Origin of the sequence: Candidatus Rhodobacter oscarellae (assembly GCF_001078595.1) — a bacterium.
Classification (GTDB): Bacteria; Pseudomonadota; Alphaproteobacteria; order Rhodobacterales; family Rhodobacteraceae; genus Rhodobacter_B; species Rhodobacter_B oscarellae.
Window position 1 is genome coordinate 3966785 of the sequence record NZ_LFTY01000002.1, and the last position, 19243, is coordinate 3986027.

Genomic DNA, 19243 nt, shown 5'->3' on the forward strand with positions numbered 1-19243 from the left:
CCTCGCTGTACCGAGGCGTGCCCGATAGGGCGCGAGGAGGCGCTAGCTTTCGTAATCTATCACATGCCGAAGCTGCTTTTCATACTCTAGTGCCTTGCCGGTGCCCAGGGCCACACAATTGAGCGACTCGTCGGCGACCGAGATCGCCAGGCCGGTCTGCTCGCGCAGCGCCAGGTCCAGCTCGCCCAGCAGGGCGCCGCCGCCGGTCAGCATCACGCCGCGGTCGACGATATCCGCCGCCAGATCCGGGGGCGTGGCCTCCAGCGCGGTCATCACCGCCTCGCAGATCGCCTGCACCGGCTCGGAAAGCGCCTCGGCGACCTGGGCCTGGCTGACCTCGGATTCCTTCGGCACGCCATTCAACAGATCGCGCCCGCGGATATGCATCGAGGCGCCGCGGCCGTCGTCGGGCATGCGCGCGGTGCCGATGGAGGTCTTGATGCGCTCGGCCGTGGCCTCGCCCACCAGGATGTTCTGCTGGCGCCGCAGATAGCTGACGATGGCCTCGTCCATGCGGTCACCGCCGACGCGCACCGAGCGCGCATAGACGATGTCGCCCAGCGACAGCACGGCCACCTCGGTGGTGCCGCCGCCGATATCCACCACCATGTTGCCGGTGGGGTCGGTGATCGGCATGCCGGCGCCGATGGCCGCCGCGATGGGCTCGGCGATCAGGCCCGCCCGGCGGGCCCCCGCGCCCAGCACGGACTGCCGGATCGCCCGCTTTTCAACCGGCGTGGCGCCGTGCGGCACGCAGACGATGATCTTGGGCTTCGAGAAGGTCGTGCGCCGATGCACCTTGCGGATGAAGTGCTTGATCATCTCCTCGGCCACGTCGAAATCGGCGATCACGCCCTCGCGCATGGGCCGGATCGCCTCGATGCTGCCCGGGGTGCGCCCCAGCATCATCTTGGCGTCCTCGCCCACGGCCAGCACCTGCTTGCGCCCGTCCTTGACGTGATAGGCAACCACCGAAGGCTCGTTCAGGATCACGCCGCGGCCCTTCACATAGACCAGCGTGTTCGCCGTGCCGAGATCGATCGCCATATCTGACGAAAAGAGGCCGGAGAGAAATGACATTAAGGAGACCTTTGGCTTCCGCGGATTGTTATTGTCGTGGTGTTATAAGGCGGCTCTGCTCACCCGCACCGCCGGACTTATAGAGAGGCTGCCGCGGCAGGGAAAGCGATTCTCGCGTGCAAATGTGCGCCTTTTCGCGCATTGCAATAGGGCTTGAAGGGCCCGGGTCGCGCCCGCGCGCCATGTTAGGTTGCGGAATTGCTGAGCAAAACCCTGGGGGTTGTGTGGGGGATTGATGCTGGAACGAGCAGGATCTGTTGGCCGTCGCGGCGGCCATCCGCCCTCCGGATCTGGGCGAAAACAGGCCCCAATACAGGCCCAATCCAGAGGCGCACGCGCCCGATTCGCCGTGCGCGCATGCGCCGCTAGCCTGACAGCGCGTGGTCGCGGAACCTCTCGCGCAGCGTCAGTTTCGAGACTTTGCCCGTGGCCGTCAGCGGCAGCTCGTCGACAAAGATCACATCGTCGGGCACCTGCCATTTGGCCAGGTTCGCCGCCAGATGCGCCAGGATCGCGCCCGCATCGGGCGCCGCAACGGCGGGCACCGCGACCAGCACCGGGCGCTCGTCCCATTTCGGATGCGGCACGGCGATCACCGCGCAATTGGCCACGTCGGGATGCGCCAGGGCCATATTCTCGACATCGATGGAGCTGATCCACTCGCCGCCCGACTTGATCAGGTCCTTGGCGCGGTCGGTGATGGTCAAGAACCCCTCGGGGTCAATCGTCGCCACATCGCCGGTGCCGAACCAGCCCTCGGCGTCAATCGCCGCGGCACTTGCCTGAGCGTTGTTGTGATAGCCCGAGATGATCGTGGGCCCGCGCACGTAAAGCTCGCCGGTGCTGGCGCCGTCATGCGGCTGGCGGGCGCCGTTTTCGTCCACGATCTTGAAGTCCACCCCGAACACGCGCCGGCCCTGGGTGCTCTTGAGCTTGAGCTGCTCCTCGGCGGGTAGGGCCGCATGCGGCCCCGATAGCTGGCCCAGCGAGCCGATGGGCGACATCTCTGTCATGCCCCAGGCGTGGCAGACATTCACGCCAAGCTCTTCGAAGCCCTGGATCAGCGAGGGCGCCGCCGCCGAGCCGCCGACCACCACCTCGGCGAAGCCATCGGGCTTGGCGCCGCGCTTTTTGATCTCTTCCAAGAGCCCCAGCCATACCGTGGGCACGCCCCAGGCGGCAAAGACATCCTCGGCCTGCATCAGTTCCCAAACTGAGGCGCCGTCCAGATGCGGCCCGGGCATCACCAGCGTGGCCCCGGTCAGAGGTGCCGCATGGGCCGCGCCCCAGGAATTGGCGTGAAACAGCGGCACCACGGGCAGCATGCGCTTGCCCACGCGCATCGCGTTCTGCATCGACACCCCCACCAGCAGCGCGTGCAGCACCTGGCTGCGGTGGGAGTAGAGCGCGCCCTTGGGGTTGCCGGTGGTCCCGGAGGTGTAACAAAGCCCCGCCGCGTCATTCTCGTCGCAATCGGGCCAGTCGTAATCCGCATCCTGCGCGGCCAGCAGATCCTCGTAGCAATGCACATTCGGCAGGGCGGTCTGCGGCATGTTCGCGGCATCGGTCATCACCACATATTGCATCTGGGGAAACTGTGGCGCGAGCTTCTCCACAAGTGGTGCGAAGGTCAGGTCGAGGAACATCGCCCGATCTTCGGCATGGTTGGTGATGTAGATCATCTGCTCGGCCGAGAGCCGCGGGTTCAGCGTGTGGCAGATCCCGCCGATGCCGGGGATGGCGTAGTAGAGCTCCATATGCCGGTAGCCGTTCCAGGCCAGCGTTGCGATCCGGTCGCCATGGCCCAGCCCCAGCGCCAGCATCGCCTTGGCCATCTGGCGCGCGCGCGTGCCCATCTCAGCATAGCTCTCGCGGTGGATGCCGCCCTCGACCGTGTTTGAGACGATGCCCTCGAAGGCATACATCTCTTCGGCGTAGGTCAATATGTCGGCCACCCGCAGGGGCCGGTCCATCATCATGCCGCGCATTGGCGCTCCTCCCATTTGCAAGGATGATTGCCGCGATGTGGCGCGCGATCAAGCGGTTATCGCACCCCGCGCTTTGGAGCGCTCCCACCCGCCCGCCCACGCGCTCCAAAGCGCGGGGTGGCGCCCTTTCGGCGGCGTTCGGGATGCTGGCGAGGGTGGAGATGCGTATTTTTGACAAGATGAAGCAGGGGGTGGTTGCTGCCTTTAGGTCAGCGCTTGACCGGGCGCAGCGGGCCGCGCAGGGTTTGGTTGGGAGGTGTTGCCATGGATGTCTTGCGCAGGGAGGACGCGCGGTTTGAAGGCCTGCCGGATTGGCCCCATGCGCCGCGTTCTGTTGGCGGACTGACGGGTTTGGCGGGCCTGCGGGTGGATGACGGGCCGCGTGCCGCGCCTAGCTGCCGGGGCGTCCCATGAGCGTCGCCTTGATCGTCGGCTGCGGGGACCACATCGGCGCGGCCATCGCAAAGCGCTTTGCTGCGGGGGGCTTTACCGTCTGCTGCGCGCGGCGGCGCAACGAGGACAAGCTGGGGGCGCTGGTGGCCGAGATCGAGGCCGCGGGCGGCGCGGCGCATGGCTTTACCATGGACGCGCGGGACGAGGCGGCGGTCGCGGAGCGGTTCCAGTGGATCGAGGAAGAGGTCGGGCCGTTGGACTTGGTGGTCTGCAACACCGGCGGCAATGTGCGCTTTCCGATCCGCGAGACCACCAGCCGCGTCTTCACCAAGGTCTGGGAGATGGCCTGTTTCGCGGGGTTCCTCAGCGGGCGCGAGGCGGCGCGATACATGGTGCCGCGCGGGCGGGGGGCGATCTTTTTCACCGGGGCCACGGCCTCGGTGCGCGGCGGCAGCGGTTACGCGGCCTTCGCGGCGGCCAAGTCGGGCCAGCGCGCACTGGCCGAGGCCATGGCGCGCGAGCTGGGCCCGCAGGGCATCCATGTGGCGCATCTGGTGGTGGACGCGGGCGTGGACACCGCGTTCGTGCGCGAGCTCTTCGCCGCCCAGGGCAAGCCCGTCGAGGACGGCGCGCTGATGGACCCCGCGCGCATCGCCGAGGCCTATTGGCACCTCTACCACCAGCCCCGCGACGGCTGGACCTTTGAGATGGATATCAGACCGCATGGAGAGAACTGGTGAGCCAAGAGATTGAACTCCTATACGACTTCGGGTCGCCCAACGCCTATCTGGTGGAGGCGGTGCTGCCGGGGATCGCCGCGCGCCACGGCGCCACGATCAAGCGCGTGCCGGTACTGCTGGGCGGGATCTTCAAGTCGATGAAGAACCAGCCGCCGATGCAGCGCTTTGCCGAGGTGCCCGCCAAGATCGACTATATGCGGGTCGAGATGGACCGCTTCATCGCCAAACATCAGGTCCCGTTCCAATGGAACCCGCATTTCCCGGTGTTGACCACGCCTTTGATGCGCGGCGCGGTCTTCGCGCAGGGAAAGGACTGGGAGGCGGAATACGTTGCGGCGGTCTACAAAGCCTGCTGGGTGGACGGGCTGAACATGACCGACCCGGAGGTGATCGCGGCGGCGCTGGAGGGCGCGGGGCTGCCGGCGGGTGAGATCTTGGCCGCAGCACAGGACCCTGAGGTCAAGGCGGGGCTTTTTGCCACCACGGGTGCGGCGGTGGAGCGCGGCGTCTTCGGCATCCCGACGATGTTTCTGGGCGACGAGATGTTCTTTGGCAAAGATGCGCTCTACCCGTTGGAGGACGCGCTGGCGGCTCGGTCCTAGCCTTTCTGCGACGCACGCATGGGGGTGCCAAGCATCCCGATGCGCTACAGCGGATCGCGAAAAACCTGGGTCAGGTTCTGAAACGAAACGCGGCAGAACCGGACCATGCTTTGGGCCTTTGCTTTTTACTTGGGGTCTCAAGCCAAAAGCGGAACGCCTTAATTATTAATGATATCAAGCGTGTAGCGTATCAGGAACACGACGCCCACCGCCATGCAGACCAGGCTTACGATGAAGACGTAGGCCGGCGACACCCAAGCCGCGTCGTAGAAGGGGTAAAACCCGCGGCGCACCTGCCCCACGATATGCGTGATCGGGTTCCACCACATCCACGATCGGTACGGCTCGGGGATATGCTCGAAAAGGAAGAGAATGCCGGAGACCAGGAACATCGGTCGGTTCAAAACCGCCCAGACGCGCTGCCAGCCTGGCAGAATGCCAAAGAGAAAACAGTTCAGCGTCCCAAGCCCCAAGGCGAACGCCCCGAGCATCAAAACGCCAAGAAAGATGGTCGGCAGGTGCATACTGGTTCGCGTTTCCTCGAATACCAGCACGCCAGTAAACAAAAGAAACCCGACCAAGAGCTGCGTCAAGAAATTCAGCGTGAAGCGCGCCGCAATCGCGTCAAAGACCGTTACGCTGGGATAGACCAGAAGCTGCTTTGAGAACGAGATCGACTGCGCCACCTTTGTGTTGATGGCCTGGTAGGCCATGAACGGGACGATGCCCGTCGTGTAAAAGAGGACAAAGCTTTTGCCGATTGGAGGCGATGCAAGCATAACCGAGAACACCAGCGTCAACAGGGCGATGCCCGCCACCGGTTGTAGGATCTCCCATAGGTAGCCAATCGGCGAGCGGCCGTAGCTTGTGGTCATCTCGCGCAGCATCATAGCGCTGACGGCCCGGAATGTAGCAAAGCTTCGGCGCTGTTTCACGCTGCGCAATGTGGTGTTGTCTGCAAAGTCCGACACAGGCGACCTAACGCTCCCTTATTTGTGGCACTGGCCTTCGCAACATGTATTATGTATGACTTCTTAATAGGTTGCAATTGCTGGTCCGGAGGCCGCATTGAACGTTCCAAAGTCAAAAGGGGAGGCGCCAGAGAGTTCAGCAGGTGCGCAGAAAGCCCCGGTGGAAGACGTCGCGCAGAAAGCCCCGGTGGAACAAGAACCGCCGCAACCGCCCAAGCCCGTCCCCAATCCTGCCCCCAATCCTGTCGAGGACAAGCAACTTCCCGCGCAAGCAACCGCAACGCCTCCGCCCGCTGCCGTTGCCGCCGCACCGCCGCCGGCCGCCCCGGCGCCTGCACCGGTGAAGGTTGCCGCGGCCCCGCCACCGCCGCCGCCCGCAAAGCCCACGCCCGCGCCGCCCAAACCGGATCCCATATTGCCGCCCGCCCAGGTCAGCGGCCTGAAAACGCGCCACTATCTTGTCTTGGTGAGTTTCCTGCTGATGTTCGTGCTGCCGGTCTGCGTGACCGGGTGGTACATGTGGACCCGCGCGGCGGACCAGTATGTCAGCCGTGTGGGCTTTTCCATCCGCGCCGAGGAGCCCGCGGCGGGCATCAATTCATTGCTGGGGCCGCTGGCGCTGGGCAGCGGCAGTTCCTCGGCCTCAGATGCCGAGCTTTTGTATCAGTTCATCCAGAGCCAGAGCCTTGTGGCCGCGCTGGACACGCGGCTGGACCTGCGGGCCATATGGGCCAAGCCCGGCGCGTCGCGGGATCCCGTTTTCGTGTACGACCCGCCGGGCACGATTGAGGACCTGCTGGAGCAGTGGGCCTTAATGGTGCGCGTCTTCTATGACAGCACGACCGGCCTGATCGAGCTTCGGGCCCATGCGTTCACGCCAGAGGACGCATTGGCCATCTCCGAAGCGGTGTTCGCCGAGAGCACCAAGATGATAAACGCAATGACCGCCGTCGCCCGCGAGGACGCCATCGGATACGCGCGCGACGAGCTGAACCTTGCGCTGGAACGCCTCAAGAATTCGCGCGCCGAGGTGACAGAGTTCCGCAACAAGAACCAACTTGTGGACCCAACCATCGACATCGAGGGTCAGGCGGGCCTTTTGGCGACGCTGAATGCGCAGCTTGCCGAGGCGCTGATCGAGCTTGACCTGCTGAAACAGTCCACGCGCGAAACCGACCCCCGGATATCGCAGTTCGAACGCAAAGTGGCGGTGATCGAGGACCGGATCGCGGATGAGCGCCGCAAGCTGGGCCTGGGCGGTCAGTCGGGCTCTAACGACGCCATGGCGAACCTGGTTGGAGAATACGAGCGGCTGATCGTGGATCGCGAGTTCGCAGAGCAGACCTACACCGCCGCCCTGGCCAGCTTTGACGCGGCCCAGTCCGATGCGCGGCGCCAGACGCGTTACCTTGCGCCCTATCTGACGCCCACTTTTGCGGAGAAGTCGGAATACCCGCAGCGGCTTACCATCCTGGGCCTGGTTGCGCTGTTCTCCTTCCTGGTCTGGGCGATCTTTGTGCTTATCGCCTACTCGCTTCGCGACAGGCGTTAGGCATTTGGGCGCTGGGCCATGATCCGTCTGCAGAATTTGACGAAGATTTTTGTGCTGAATGGGCGCCGAAACGTCGTGGCCGACAACATAACCGTGGATATCCCGACGGGCGCCGCGGTGGGTCTTTTGGGGCGCAATGGTGCGGGCAAGTCGACCCTGATGAACATGATCGCGGGCAATGTCGCGCCGACCTCCGGCGAAATCCTGTCCACGGGCACGATCTCTTATCCGGTGGGTTTTTCGGGGTCGTTCCATGGCGAGCTGACGGGCGCACAAAACACCCGCTTTCTTGCGCGCATCTACGGCATAGACACGGATTCCTTATGCGACTTCGTCGAGGATTTTTCCGAGCTGGGAAAACACTTCCATCTGCCGTTTCGGTCCTACAGCTCTGGCATGCGGTCGCGGTTGGCGTTTGGTGTGTCAATGGGCATCCCATTTGACACCTACCTGGTGGACGAGGTCACCTCGGTTGGCGATGCGGCGTTCCGCAAGAAAAGCAGCGCGGTGTTCTTGGACCGGATGCAACGGTCGGGCGCGTTGTTTGTCAGCCACTCCATGCCGATGGTCAAAGAGTTGTGCGACATGGGCGCGGTCATCGAGGATGGCAAGCTGACGATCTATGACGATGTCGACGAGGCCATTGCGGTGCATGAGGAAAACATGGGCGTGGGCTCATAGGCGCCGGAGGGCGAGCGACAGCAGCAAGGCCGCCTGCGCCAGCGTGCCATTTCGGTAGATCCCCAGCTTAGATGGAGCCGTTAGCCTGACCCATAGGGTCCCGCGACGTGCGCGGTCAAATGCCTCTAGAAGCGTGGCGCTTTCGGGGCTGAGCAGATGCGCCGCGCCGCGCAGGGCGGCCAAATTGGCGTCCGTCCAGCTCCGAGACCGCCCCGCCAGCATTGCAGAAAACCGCCGGGTCGTCGCGCCAAAGCCTTTGTTGGCGCCGATCTGGTTGGATCGGTGCTGGCGGTAGCGAAGCGTCGGCTCGGGGTCCCAAATGACCAACCCACCGGCCCCGGTGACCAGCTGGTAAAGCCACCAGTCATGGGCCGGCAGCCCGGGCACCGCCTGCGCCGCTGAAACGGCCGCGCGCGCCAGCTGGGCCGCGGCGGCGTTGAGCAGGATCGTGTTGCCGGGCGCGATGTTCTGCACCAGTGCGTTGCCAAAGGTGGCCGGCCTGGGAAACGCCGCCGAGATCCGCGGGTTCTGCAGGTCCTGATCCACCACCCAGCTGCGCGAGCAGTACAGGCCCGGCTGATCAGCCGGGCCCTTGGACAGGGCTTCGACCCCGCGCTGCAACCGGTCAGGCAGCCACACGTCATCTTGATCGCAAAGCGCCACAAAGGCCGGATCATCCCGCACGCCGGCCAGAAGGCCGAGGAAATTGGCCACAAAGCCCCGACCGGGACCGCTGGTTATCGCCACATCCCGCCCATGCGCGGCTTGCGCCTTGGCAAAGGCCGCAACAGTGTCCAGCGTGCCGTCCGTCGAGCCATCGTCGCTGACGTGAAGCCGCCAATGCGTGTGCTGCTGCGAGGACAGGCTATCGAGCTGCTCTTGCAACGCTGGCCCGCCGTTCAAGGTTGCCATCAGCACCAAAACGGGTGCCGGGCTGGGCTCTGGTGTTGCGCTTGGTGTCATCTTGGGTCGAGATACCGCAATCCGGCGGCGGACAAAACGCCCATTCTTGCGCGGAAATCTCTGTCGGCGACCAGTTCGGCTAAAGCCGCCCGAAGGCAGACGCCGACAGCAGCAGGGCGGTCTCTAAGGGGGATTGCCGATGCACGCCGGTTCGCCAAAGCGCAACGGGCCGCTTTGGCGCAAAGCCCTGGCGGGCCGCCAAAAAGCGCTCAAATACGCGTTGGTTCTCTGCCGAGAACTGGCCCTTGGCGCGCTCGAGCGCGGGCAGCTGGGCGTCCAACCACGCGCGATAGCCCGACCCGTATAGCAGCAGCACGCGGCGCGCGCGGGCACGCAGGCCGTGCCCTTCCCCCAAGATGTTCCCGGAATGCTGCCGGTAGAACAGGCTGGGCTCTGGGTCGTAGATCACATGGGCTTCGCAGCCGGTCATGACCTGGTAGATCCACCAGTCGAGGAACTTTGGTGCCTGATCGGGCAGAACGGACGCCAGCAGATCCACCGCGTTGGGCGTCAATACGATGCTGCTGCCACTGAGGATATTCTGCAGCAAGGCGTTCGAGAACGAGGGCCCGCGCGGGTAGGCGCGGCTTGGGCGCGGATTGGACAGCGCGGCGTCGGTGTAGGTCTGGGCGGACGCGTAGACGGCGGGCGCGTCGTCGAGGGGTTCCAGCGCGCGCAGCGCACGGCCAAGCTTGTCCGGGAACCAGACATCATCCTGGTCCGCCAGCGCGACGAAGTGCCTTTCGCCGGGCTTCAGCCGCGCCAGAAGCGACAGAAAGTTCGCGGCCGCGCCCATTTGGGGGCCGTCAAAGAGCTGGACCTCGTGTTCGGGATGCGCCCTTGCAAAGGCGTCGATCCGGGACCGCGTGGCGTCGCTAGAGCCATCGTCGCTGACCCAAAGCGACCAATCTTTGTGGGATTGCTCGGCGATGGACCCCAGTTGGGCGTCAATGAAGGCGGCGCCAAAATGGGTCGCCATCAAGATCCGGATATGGGGCGTTGGCGGCATGACGCGGGCTGAGCTCACGCGCCTGCCGTCTCGACGAAGTCCATAAGCTGCGGCAGGCAAACGCGCCTAAGGTCATAGGTGTCGATTATGTGCTGCCGGGCCTGGGCCCGGATGCCCTGCTGGGCGTCGGGGTTCGCGCAGATCTCTGCCAGCCTGTCCGCCAGCGCCTCGTGGTCGAAGAAGTCCACAAGGTGCCCGTTTACCCTGTCTTGGATGACCTCCTGCACCGGCGCGGTCGCCGAGCCCACAACCACGCAGCCCAGCGACATTGCCTCGAGCATCGACCAGCTTAGAACGAAGGGGTAGGTGAGATAGAGATGCGCGCGCCCGATCCGGAGGATATTCAGCAGGTCGCTATAAAGCACGCGGCCCGTGAAGTGCAGCCGCGAATGATCCACGCGATCCGAGACCTCTTCGAGGAAGATATCCTTCCAGCTCTTGCCGCTTGCATGGGTCGGGCCATAGCCGGACCCGTTCCCGCCCACCAGCACAACGCGCAGGTTCGGCCGCTGCGCCATGAGCTTTGGCAGGGCGCGCATAAAGATGTGGTAGCCGCGATAGGGCTCTAGGTTGCGGTTCACGAAGGTGATGACCTCGTCCTTGGCGGTCAAGAGCGGCCCGCCTGGGACCTGATACTGCGCCGACGGGTCAGGCGCGATCCGGTCTGTGTCGACCCCGTCATGGATGACCGAGATCTTTGACTGGAGCTCGTCTGGGAAGGTCGAGGCCTGCCACTTTGTCGGTGACAGCAGGGCGTCCGCGCGCGTCGCCGCCAGCACCAGGTGGCCGGTGCGCGCGATGGTGCGGATCTTGCTCTCGGGGGTCTCGCGCGAGAACTCGGGGTCGAAACCGGTATCCCGGCCCTCTGTCGCATAGAGGAACTCGGCATAGCCCAGAAGTCGCGCGCTGGGCCAAACCTCCTTCAGAAACAGCGTCTCTCCCCAATTGATCGATCCGAACACCACATCAGGCGCATCGCCCGCCTTGGACAGCTGCCAGGCGCGCATTGCCGCTGCGGCGCCATTCTCGACATTGTCGGTATAAAACCCAGACAGTCCCTTGGTCTTCCTGGGCTGGTATTTGTATTCGGCGGTGGGCAGAGACCTGGGGTTCTTATTGTTCTCCCAAGTGAGCACGCCGACCTTGTGGCCGGCTTTGGTTAGGGCCGGGGCGAGATAGCGGAACTGGCCCGGGAAGTTCTTGTGCACAAGCAGAATTCGCATGGTCGCTTTATCCCGTCGCGAAGTTGCGAGGGGAAGCGGTATTTTCCATACACTCGAGAATGTTCCGGATCCTCGCCGGGAATGTTGTAATTTCGGCCATTGATTTGGGGCATGCAACCTATGGGTGTCGTGGTGATTACACTGTTTGGTTTAGGTTGATCAACCTTGAGGCAGAGCGTTGCGCGGATGGGTATTGGCATTCCGATGAATGTTCTACTATAACGTTCAAAATGAACGGTAAGTCGCTTGTTGGCCGCTGATTCTATTGACTTTCCCTCACATGTTACTGAATTGATGCATGCTAAAGGACGCTCAACGAAGGCCAGTTTCGGCTATAATGAAATAGTACCATCGCTAGGAACCCTAATGTCAAACACTACGGACCAAGACTCGGAAATGAACGAAGACCTTCTGGGTATGACGGCAGACATCGTTGCCGCCTATGCAAGCCACAACCAAATGGCGCAAAGCGAGCTTACGGATCTTATTGCTTCCGTCCATGGAACGCTTACGGGTCTTTCAAGCGGTGCCACTGTGGGGCAGGATTCTGCCGCAGACGCGCCGCTGGTCCCCGCCGTCCCAATCGACGCCTCGGTCACACGGGACGCCATCATCTGCCTTGAAGATGGCAAGCCGTATAAGACCCTCAAGCGGCACCTGCGCACCGCATACGATATGTCCTCGGACGAGTATCGCGAGCGTTGGGGGCTGTCCAAGGACTACCCGATGGTCGCGCCCAGCTACTCTGAGCGCCGCGCAGAAACGGCCAAGAAGATCGGCCTGGGGCGCAAGCCGGGCAGCGGCAAAACGAAAAAGTAGAAGATACGACCAAGTTTGATTGTCTGGCGCGCCTGCGAGGTCGGGCGCGCCAGCATGAGCCTGTACTGGGGCAATGGCCTTAAGCGGGCCGGTTGTGGCGCGGCTCAGAAAATGAAGTCTGCGCCGTCGAGATCCGCCATTGAAACGCCGACCAGGCGGATGGATCCCGTGCCCGTGTCAATCACGACATCGGCGCCCTGTTGCGACATGTGATTGGCGTGCAGGTCACTGAACCCGGTGATCGTGGTGATTCCGCTCAGATTGATGTCCTCAAGGTCGTTATTCGCCTCGAAGCCCAGGATGGTGTCATCGCCATGCCCGTCGAAGAATATGAACACGTCATTTCCGGCCTCGCCGTTCATCAGGTCGTTGCCCGCCCCTCCGTCTAGGGTGTCGTGGTCGAGCCATCCCACCAAGAAATCGTCACCCGTCCCGCCGATGACCAGATCATTCCCGGCCCCGCCTGACACCGTGTCGTTGTCCTCCTCGCCATTCAGCGTGTCGTTGCCGTTGCCGCCCTCGAGCAGGTCTTGGCCCAGCCAGCCGAAGAGCAAGTCGTCGCCGTCCTCGCCATGGGCGTAGTCATTGCCGCGCCCGCCCGCGAGCGTGTCGAAGCCATCGCCGCCCAAAAGCGTGTCGTCCTGGTCGTCGCCGTTGATGAGATCATTGCCGCCGCCGCCGATCAGCGTGTCCCACCCAGAGCCGCCAAAGATCGAGTCGTCGTCCGACCAACCGTCAATGTAGTCGCTGTCCTCCTCGCCAAACAGCATGTCATTCCCCGGCCCGCCGATCATCGTGTCCAGCCCCAGCCAGCCCCAAAGTATGTCATCGCCGTTCTGGCCTTCGAGCACGTCATCGCCGCGCCCGCCGGTCAGCGTGTCATTGCCGTCGCCGCCGATTACGGTGTCGTTCTCGTTGTCGCCGTTTAAGAAGTCGTTGCCGCCGCCGCCCAGCACCAGGTCGTGGCCGTTGCCTGCGAAGACCTGATCATCGCCGTCCCAGCCGTCCAGCATGTTGTCGCCAGCGCTGCCAACGAGGGTGTCATTGAAATTCCCGCCGATCAGGTTCTCGATCTGAAAGAACGTGTCCCCCGTTGCCCAGCCCCAATTGCTATCGCCATTCAGAGAGATCCCGACCGGGGCGGTGCTGTCGACGTAAAAGGCCGTGTCAACGCCCGCGCCTCCGCGCAGGTCGTCCGCGCCCGCCCCGCCCATCAGCGTGTCGTCATCGGCGTCCCCGTGCAGCGTGTCGTTGCCCGCCCCGCCCTGCAAAAAGTCATTGCCCATCAGGCCCATCAGCTCGTCATTCCCAGCCAAGGCGTCGATTATGTCATCGCCAGCCGTGCCGGTCAGGACGTCATCCCCAGATGTCGGGCTGTTTGGCGTGGTCGGGTTGAACACGAAATGGGACATGTCCACGAGGTCTTCTATGGCGAAGAGCGCGGGATCTATCGGCTGCCCATCATCCGCGACAATGGTGATCGTCTTGCCGCCATATTCAAGCCGCGCCCCGGTCGCGGTGGAGGTGATCTGAATCTGCGAGAGGTTGCGGATATAGCCGATGGCGCTGAGGTCGATCCGGTCGACCCCCAGCTCGAAATCCGTGATCGTCTCGTTGCTGCCGATATCGGTGAACACAAAGATGTCGGCGCCCGCGCCGCCGGTCAGGGTGTCGCGCCCGGCGCCGTCAATGAGGATGTCGTTGCCCGCCCCGCCATTTAGGCTGTCATTGCCCGCGCCGCCGTCCAGCAGGTCATCCGCCGCGGTGCCGTTCAGCGTGTCGCCGCTGCCGGTTCCTTGCGTCATCGCGGCAATGTTGCCGGTGCCGATGGACATGTGGGTGATCCCGGCCTCGGATTGGCTGCTGGCAAAAACCTCTAACCCGCTGGCCGTCGCGTGCAGCGCTATGGCCTGCACATTTGCAAGCGCCGTGCTGCCGGTGTCGGCATAGCCATCAAGGTGCAGCAGACGCCCGCCCGGCAGCAGCGTGAACAGGTTCAGCCCGCCCTCGCCGCCACCGGCAACCACGAAGCTGCGGCCCTCGATCGTGACGACTTCAAGCGCGGTGACCCCGCCCAGGCGCATGCTTAGATCGCCAAGGATGTGGTCGGTGTTGGTCAGGCTGCCGTCCGGGCCGATTTCTAGGACCGACAGCGAGCCGGTGTTCGCGGCGCTGACAATCAGGTACTCAGCGCCGTCCAATGTGGTCCGCACCATCGCGGTCGGGGCGTCTATGCCCAGGCCCTCTGCGGCCCCAAGCGTGCTGACCTCTGTCAACATGCCATTGCTGGCGACCTCGTAGCTGGTGATGCTATTGCCCTGCGCCGAGAGGGTCACCAGGTAGTCGTTGCCGCCGGTTTTCACGGCCTCCAGCGCGATCAGATCCGCGCCTTGCAGCGGCGCGGCGCTGGCGCTGGATTGGATCTTTTGCAAGACACCATTGCCGTCGATGCGATAGGCGACCGGGCCCGATTGGCCCCATTCGCCGGTGTAAACGAACGTGTCGCCGCCCAAAGAGATGGTCTCCAAGGCGACCAGCGCGCTGTCGAACCCGCCTTGCGCCTGGAATTGGCCGGTGCCGGTTATCTGACCGGCTGCGTTTAAGTCGAAACGCACGGGCGCGTTCGAATGGTGCCCCAATGCGATAAGGGCCTGCCCGCCGTTCAGAGTAATTTCCTCCAGGGCGGTCGGGCTTGCCAGCGTCTTGCCGGCTGCAAACGCCGCCTGGTCCAACAGCGTCGCGCTGCCGCCCGACAGCTGGTAACACAACAGGCCCCCGCTGGGGCCGTTGGCCGTGAACAGCATGGCTTGGCCGTTGCTGACCCGAATGTCGAGATCAGTGATGCCGTTCAAAAAGTTCGCGGGCCCGTTTGAGAGAACCCCCTTGAAGGTAAAATCCACCACCCATAACCCCAAGATCTGCGCCCCCACGCATTGCAGAAAAAGATGGGCTTGGAATGTTAATGCGGGCTCAATGCATCGTGGCGCCATTAAGGCGAACGAAGCAAAGTTTAAGGAATTGTGAGCGCTAAGCTGCGCGGGCCTGAAACGGTGAGGGCGCGGCCACGCGCGGCCGCCCTGGCTTGGTTGGGGCTCTAGTTTCCTGTGTCAGGCGCCACGGTCACGGGTTGCGTCACGCTCGGCGCGCCCCCGACTGCTGCCGAGTGTTGCAGGTTCGCCCACAAAAGCAGCCCGCCCAGGCCCAGCACCAAGATGCCGATCCCGATCGCGGGCATCGCCGCCCAGCGGCGCAGGCGCGCATCCGAGGTCGTCCAGCGCAAGAACAGGCACAGCACCGCAAGCCCTGTGGCAACACCTTGCCACGTGATGAACACCCCTAACTTGTTCCAGCCCGCCGTGAACCCGAGATCCTGCGACGGTGTCACGTAGAACGCTATGAACGAGCCAAAGAAGGCCACCACCCAGAAAACGAGGAGCGCGATCAGAAAGTTTCGCATCTTCTGCCGTCCCATTGATCCCCGCGGCAGTTTGCGCGGGGATCAGCGGAATATCAAGCTTCAGCCGGGGCCGTCTTGAACGACCTGACCCGGATGCGCCGCGCCCCATTCGGCCAGGAACTCGGCCATGTCCTCCTCTCCGGCCAGTTCGATGGCGCGTTTGGGAAGGGCCACGCCCTCTTCAAGGGCCAGGCGCGCGCAGGCGATGTGGTCGCGCTCTGCCCGGTCGGGGCAGTTCTCGGAGCCATGGATGATGGTGCCCAAGAGCGTGCCGCCATAGTCGTTGACGTGGCTTAGATCGGGGCGGAGGCGCAGGAAATACGCCATGATATCTGGCAGCCCCTCCCAGCCCGCGGTCTGCACCGGCGTCACGCCCATGTCGTCGGGGCGGTCCCATTCCATGCCGGCGGCGATCAACCGCTGCAGATGGTCCATCACGTTCGGCTGATGCAGGATCGCGCGGACCATGTTGCGCAGCTCGTCAGGGAGTTTCGCGGGATTCAGGAAGGCGCCGGGCTCCTCGCCATCCGCGATGCGCGCCAGCAAGGCGATTTGGCCTTGCAACGGCACCGCGCCGCCCTTCTCGCGCAGCGCCTGAGCGACCTCGGCATTGCCGTAGACCCGCGCGAACTCATAGGGTGCGAGCCCGTCGAACGTCACCGTCGGATCCGCGCCGGCGTCCAGCAAGATGCGGACCATCTCGGCGTCGTTCATCCGCCGCGCGGCCTGGTGCAGCGGGTATACCCGCCCCATCGGCTCGCCCGAGGGGTGATGAAAGAACCCCTCATTCGGGTCGGCCCCGGCCTGCAACATCATCCGTATCGCCGTATGGTCATTGAAGTCCATCGCCCGGAGCAGCGCGTTGGTTCCCTCGACCTTCGCGCCGTGGTCCAGCAGCATCCTCAGCCCCTCGTGATGGCCAAGCTCGGTGGCGTGATAGAGCGACTCGTTGTCATTGGGGTCGGCGCCGCGTTCCAGCAGCCAGCGCCCCAACGCCATGTTGTTGGAATGCCCAATCGCGCCATAGAGCACCGAGAGTGGAGAATTATCCTGATCATTGTAATTATAGAAGTCATTCGCGCTGGCGCCATGCTCTGCCAGCGCGTTCGCGACGGCCAGCATGTCACTTTCCGAACCTTGACCATGCAGATGCTGCGAGAAAGCCAGGTGGCACATGGGCCGCCTGACACCTATCGCACGGGTCGCCGCATCCGGGTCGCGGCCCAAAACAGCCGTGACATGTTCGATATCGTAAACCGCACAGGCGAGGCCGAAATTGTCGCGCCCCAGATCCGGGGTCTCTGACAACAGCGCGTCCACCACCCAATGCTGGCCAAAGTAAAGCGCGATCTTGAGCCGTTCGGCTTTGGCCGCCCGGTCCATCTCGGCCGCGTCCACCGAGAATTTCAGCTTGGGCCAGGACGCATGACCCGCCTCGCGGGCCAGGATATGCAGCGCATCGGCGTGCTTGATTTCGGCGGCCTCTGGCAGCACCGCGCGCACCCGGGCCACAGCCTCTGGCGCTCCGGATGCAAAGGCCTTGCGCAGCGCCTTAGCCTGACGCCGTAGTTGTTCCAATGAAGACATCGGTTTCCCTCTCACCGCCCGCCGGTCCGCTATCCGGGCACGAGTTCAACCGAAGTGATTGTCGGTCAGATCAAGGGGCGCTGATACAGCTTTCCGCGGACCCGGATGCCGCCCCTACCGGCGCACTGATAATAATTCATCCGCCGGGCCTCGTCAACTCGGGCACTTTTGTGACAGTTTTGTGAAACAGTGAAAAAGTGCTTGTTTTTTGGCCGCTTAATGCCATTTCGCAATGTAACAGCCATATCAATACAGGGACCCTTCATGCTCTTGCGCGCCTTCGACAAATTCTTCTCCTCCGAGGCTTTGGGGGGCTTGCTCCTGATGGCGTCAGCGCTGGCGGCGATGTTGGTGGCGAATTCGGCGTTAAACCCGGATTACCAGGCGCTTTTGGGCACGAAATTGGCGGTCACCTTGGACGGGCAGGGCCTGTCTAAGCCGTTGATCCTTTGGATCAATGACGGGCTGATGGCGATCTTCTTTTTCCTCATCGGGCTGGAGTTGAAGCGCGAGCTTTTGGAGGGCAAGCTTAAGAACCCGCGCGATGTGGTGCTGCCCGGGATGGCGGCGATCGGCGGGATGGCGGTGCCGGCGATCGTCTTTTTGGGACTGAACGCGGGCACGCCCGCGGCGGGCGGCTGGGCGATCCCGGCGGCCACGGACATCGCCTTTGCGTTGGGCGTGCTGGCGTTGCTGGGCGACAGGGTGCCGAGCTCGCTCAAGATCTTCTTGCTGACGCTGGCGATCCTGGACGATATGGGCGCGATCCTGATCATCGCGCTGTTCTACACCGCGGAGCTGAAGGTCAACTACCTGCTCTGGGCGCTGATCCCATTGGCGATCATGACCTATCAGAGCTTGCGCGGCGCGCACCGCACCCTGCCGACGCTCCTGCTGGGCGTGGTGCTGTGGTACCTGGTGCTTAAGTCCGGCGTGCATGCGACCCTGGCGGGCGTGGTGACGGCCTTCTGCATTCCGCTGACCTCGCGCTGGGGTTCCTCGCCGCTACACGCGCTCGAGGATGGTCTATCGCCCTATGTGCTCTACTTCATCGTGCCGGTCTTTGCGTTTGCGAATGCGGGCGTGGTATTGGACGGGATCGCGTTCAGCGACCTCTTTGCGCCGCTGCCTCTGGGCATCGCCGCGGGGCTGGTGATCGGCAAGCAGATCGGCGTGTTCGGGATCGTCTGGGCGATGGTCAAGCTGGGCTGGGCACAGCTGCCGCATGGCGCCAACTGGGCGCAGATATACGGCGTGGCCTGCCTGGCGGGCATTGGCTTCACCATGTCGCTCTTCATCGGCTCGCTGAGTTTTGACGACCCGGAATTGATGAACGCGGTGCGGCTGGGGGTCTTGAGCGGCTCGGCGGTCTCGGCGGTGCTGGGCTACCTGGCGCTATGGATGTTCTCCAAACAGCCAGATGAGAGCGAGAGTGCCACCGCCGCGGGGTAGTGCAAAACGGCGCGCTGCGGCGTTATGGCGGGCCCTGGGTGGTGCAAATTTAACGATATCTCAACCCAAGTGCCCCGCATAATATGCGGGTGGTGGTCGGGGCCTTGCCCCGACTCACATCCCCAACCGCCACCCGTTTAGGGTGTTGCGATTCGGATTTAGATTTCATGAAGAAATGAAAGGGATCCCTTGGCCGCCGCACCGGACACGCGTCCCGAAATAGTCCCTCACCGCTTCTTCCAAACCATCCAATGCGTCTAGGATATCCGGTCGGGCAACCCGCGGCCGTTGTTCCACCACCGGTTCGGGTTGTCGCTGTTTGGATCATAGCGCGCCCGGCTCGCCCAGTCCTCGCGCAAGAAGATCACGGGCTCCTCATAGTGATGCGCGTAAATGACCGCGTCCATCACCTTCTCCAGCACCTCCAGATCACGCGCGATGGAGATCTTGAGCTCCACCATTGGGTAGGTCTCCGTAGAGCCCGCCTCGAACCCGTCGACATGGGTGGTCGTGGTCGAACCAGGCTCTGGCTGGGCGGTCTCGCGACCTATGGCGGACACGCTGGCGTTCCGCTGATAGCGGCCATAGCTGAGCGGGTGCACCTTCATCACCGCGTCCAAGATCCGGTCAACATCATCGGGCAGGGTCTGTATCTCGATAGTCCAAACCGGCACAAAATGCCCCGATGCGGCGCGATACGTGGATAGCTCTGCCATCGCCCTCTCC

The 19243-nt window shown here is 63.5% G+C and carries 16 protein-coding genes; 6 read left to right on the top strand and 10 right to left on the bottom strand.

The genetic code is table 11. The features are described 5' to 3' along the window. Positions 1 to 42 precede the first annotated feature (42 nt). Both AIOL_RS23730 and AIOL_RS23735 read right to left on the bottom strand, forming a co-directional pair. The gene (locus AIOL_RS23730; RefSeq protein WP_049645245.1) at positions 43 to 1080 is read right to left on the bottom strand and encodes a rod shape-determining protein; all 1038 of its coding nucleotides are present in this window, start codon (positions 1078 to 1080) and stop codon (positions 43 to 45) included. Between the two features lie 365 nt (positions 1081 to 1445). Further along, positions 1446 to 3068 carry a long-chain-fatty-acid--CoA ligase gene (locus tag AIOL_RS23735; RefSeq protein ID WP_049645246.1) on the bottom strand — a complete coding sequence of 541 codons (1623 nt, stop codon included), beginning with the start codon at positions 3066 to 3068 and terminating at the stop codon, positions 1446 to 1448. Positions 3069 to 3478: 410 nt separating this feature from the next. On the opposite strand from AIOL_RS23735, the gene AIOL_RS23745 reads away from it, so the two are divergent. Further along, entirely contained in the window at positions 3479 to 4201 is a 723-nt protein-coding gene (locus tag AIOL_RS23745) for an SDR family NAD(P)-dependent oxidoreductase (RefSeq protein WP_049645248.1), read from the top strand. Continuing rightward, positions 4198 to 4803 (top strand): 2-hydroxychromene-2-carboxylate isomerase, encoded by a 606-nt coding sequence (locus tag AIOL_RS23750; protein ID WP_082152769.1) that lies wholly within the window; start codon positions 4198 to 4200, stop codon positions 4801 to 4803. Before AIOL_RS23745 ends, AIOL_RS23750 begins: the two co-directional genes overlap by 4 nt. Positions 4804 to 4961: 158 nt before the next feature. Here AIOL_RS23750 and AIOL_RS23755 read toward each other — a convergent pair whose 3' ends face one another. Beyond that, positions 4962 to 5738 (bottom strand): ABC transporter permease, encoded by a 777-nt coding sequence (locus tag AIOL_RS23755; protein WP_235439150.1) that lies wholly within the window; start codon positions 5736 to 5738, stop codon positions 4962 to 4964. 451 nt (positions 5739 to 6189) lie between these two features. Here AIOL_RS23755 and AIOL_RS23760 point away from each other — a divergent pair, with 451 nt between their 5' ends. Together AIOL_RS23760 and AIOL_RS23765 are read left to right on the top strand one after the other, a co-directional pair. After that, positions 6190 to 7326 (top strand): hypothetical protein, encoded by a 1137-nt coding sequence (locus AIOL_RS23760; RefSeq protein ID WP_049645251.1) that lies wholly within the window; start codon positions 6190 to 6192, stop codon positions 7324 to 7326. A gap of 18 nt (positions 7327 to 7344) precedes the next feature. Further along, a complete protein-coding gene (locus AIOL_RS23765; protein WP_049645252.1) occupies positions 7345 to 8007 on the top strand; it encodes an ABC transporter ATP-binding protein in 663 nt (220 codons plus the stop codon). On the opposite strand, the gene AIOL_RS23770 is transcribed toward AIOL_RS23765, so the two are convergent. The 3 genes from AIOL_RS23770 to AIOL_RS23780 all read right to left on the bottom strand — a co-directional run bounded on the left by AIOL_RS23770 (position 8002) and on the right by AIOL_RS23780 (position 11202). Then, positions 8002 to 8970 carry a glycosyltransferase gene (locus AIOL_RS23770; protein WP_082152771.1) on the bottom strand — a complete coding sequence of 323 codons (969 nt, stop codon included), beginning with the start codon at positions 8968 to 8970 and terminating at the stop codon, positions 8002 to 8004. The two genes, AIOL_RS23765 and AIOL_RS23770, sit on opposite strands and share 6 nt — an antisense overlap. A gap of 79 nt (positions 8971 to 9049) precedes the next feature. Continuing rightward, positions 9050 to 9949 carry a glycosyltransferase gene (locus AIOL_RS23775; protein ID WP_049645254.1) on the bottom strand — a complete coding sequence of 300 codons (900 nt, stop codon included), beginning with the start codon at positions 9947 to 9949 and terminating at the stop codon, positions 9050 to 9052. A 44-nt stretch (positions 9950 to 9993) separates the two neighbouring features. Next, positions 9994 to 11202: a glycosyltransferase gene (locus AIOL_RS23780; RefSeq protein WP_049645255.1), complete on the bottom strand. Its 1209-nt coding sequence runs from the start codon at positions 11200 to 11202 to the stop codon at positions 9994 to 9996. 396 nt (positions 11203 to 11598) lie between these two features. On the opposite strand from AIOL_RS23780, the gene AIOL_RS23785 reads away from it, so the two are divergent. After that, positions 11599 to 12021, top strand: a complete 423-nt coding sequence (locus tag AIOL_RS23785; RefSeq protein ID WP_235439151.1) for a MucR family transcriptional regulator — start codon at positions 11599 to 11601, stop codon at positions 12019 to 12021. Positions 12022 to 12125: 104 nt separating this feature from the next. Here AIOL_RS23785 and AIOL_RS25335 read toward each other — a convergent pair whose 3' ends face one another. From AIOL_RS25335 to AIOL_RS23800, 3 genes are all read right to left on the bottom strand, one after another. Beyond that, positions 12126 to 14924 (bottom strand): calcium-binding protein, encoded by a 2799-nt coding sequence (locus AIOL_RS25335; protein ID WP_235439153.1) that lies wholly within the window; start codon positions 14922 to 14924, stop codon positions 12126 to 12128. A gap of 191 nt (positions 14925 to 15115) precedes the next feature. Further along, positions 15116 to 15478, bottom strand: a complete 363-nt coding sequence (locus AIOL_RS23795; RefSeq protein ID WP_152912669.1) for a hypothetical protein — start codon at positions 15476 to 15478, stop codon at positions 15116 to 15118. 60 nt (positions 15479 to 15538) lie between these two features. Further along, positions 15539 to 17065: an ankyrin repeat domain-containing protein gene (locus AIOL_RS23800; RefSeq protein ID WP_049645259.1), complete on the bottom strand. Its 1527-nt coding sequence runs from the start codon at positions 17063 to 17065 to the stop codon at positions 15539 to 15541. Between the two features lie 264 nt (positions 17066 to 17329). Between AIOL_RS23800 and nhaA the strand changes: the two genes are divergently transcribed. After that, a complete protein-coding gene (nhaA, locus tag AIOL_RS23805; protein WP_049645260.1) occupies positions 17330 to 18517 on the top strand; it encodes a Na+/H+ antiporter NhaA in 1188 nt (395 codons plus the stop codon). A gap of 257 nt (positions 18518 to 18774) precedes the next feature. Here nhaA and AIOL_RS23810 read toward each other — a convergent pair whose 3' ends face one another. Next, the gene (locus AIOL_RS23810) at positions 18775 to 19233 is read right to left on the bottom strand and encodes a hypothetical protein (RefSeq protein ID WP_235439154.1); all 459 of its coding nucleotides are present in this window, start codon (positions 19231 to 19233) and stop codon (positions 18775 to 18777) included. Between the last annotated feature and the right edge of the window lie 10 nt (positions 19234 to 19243).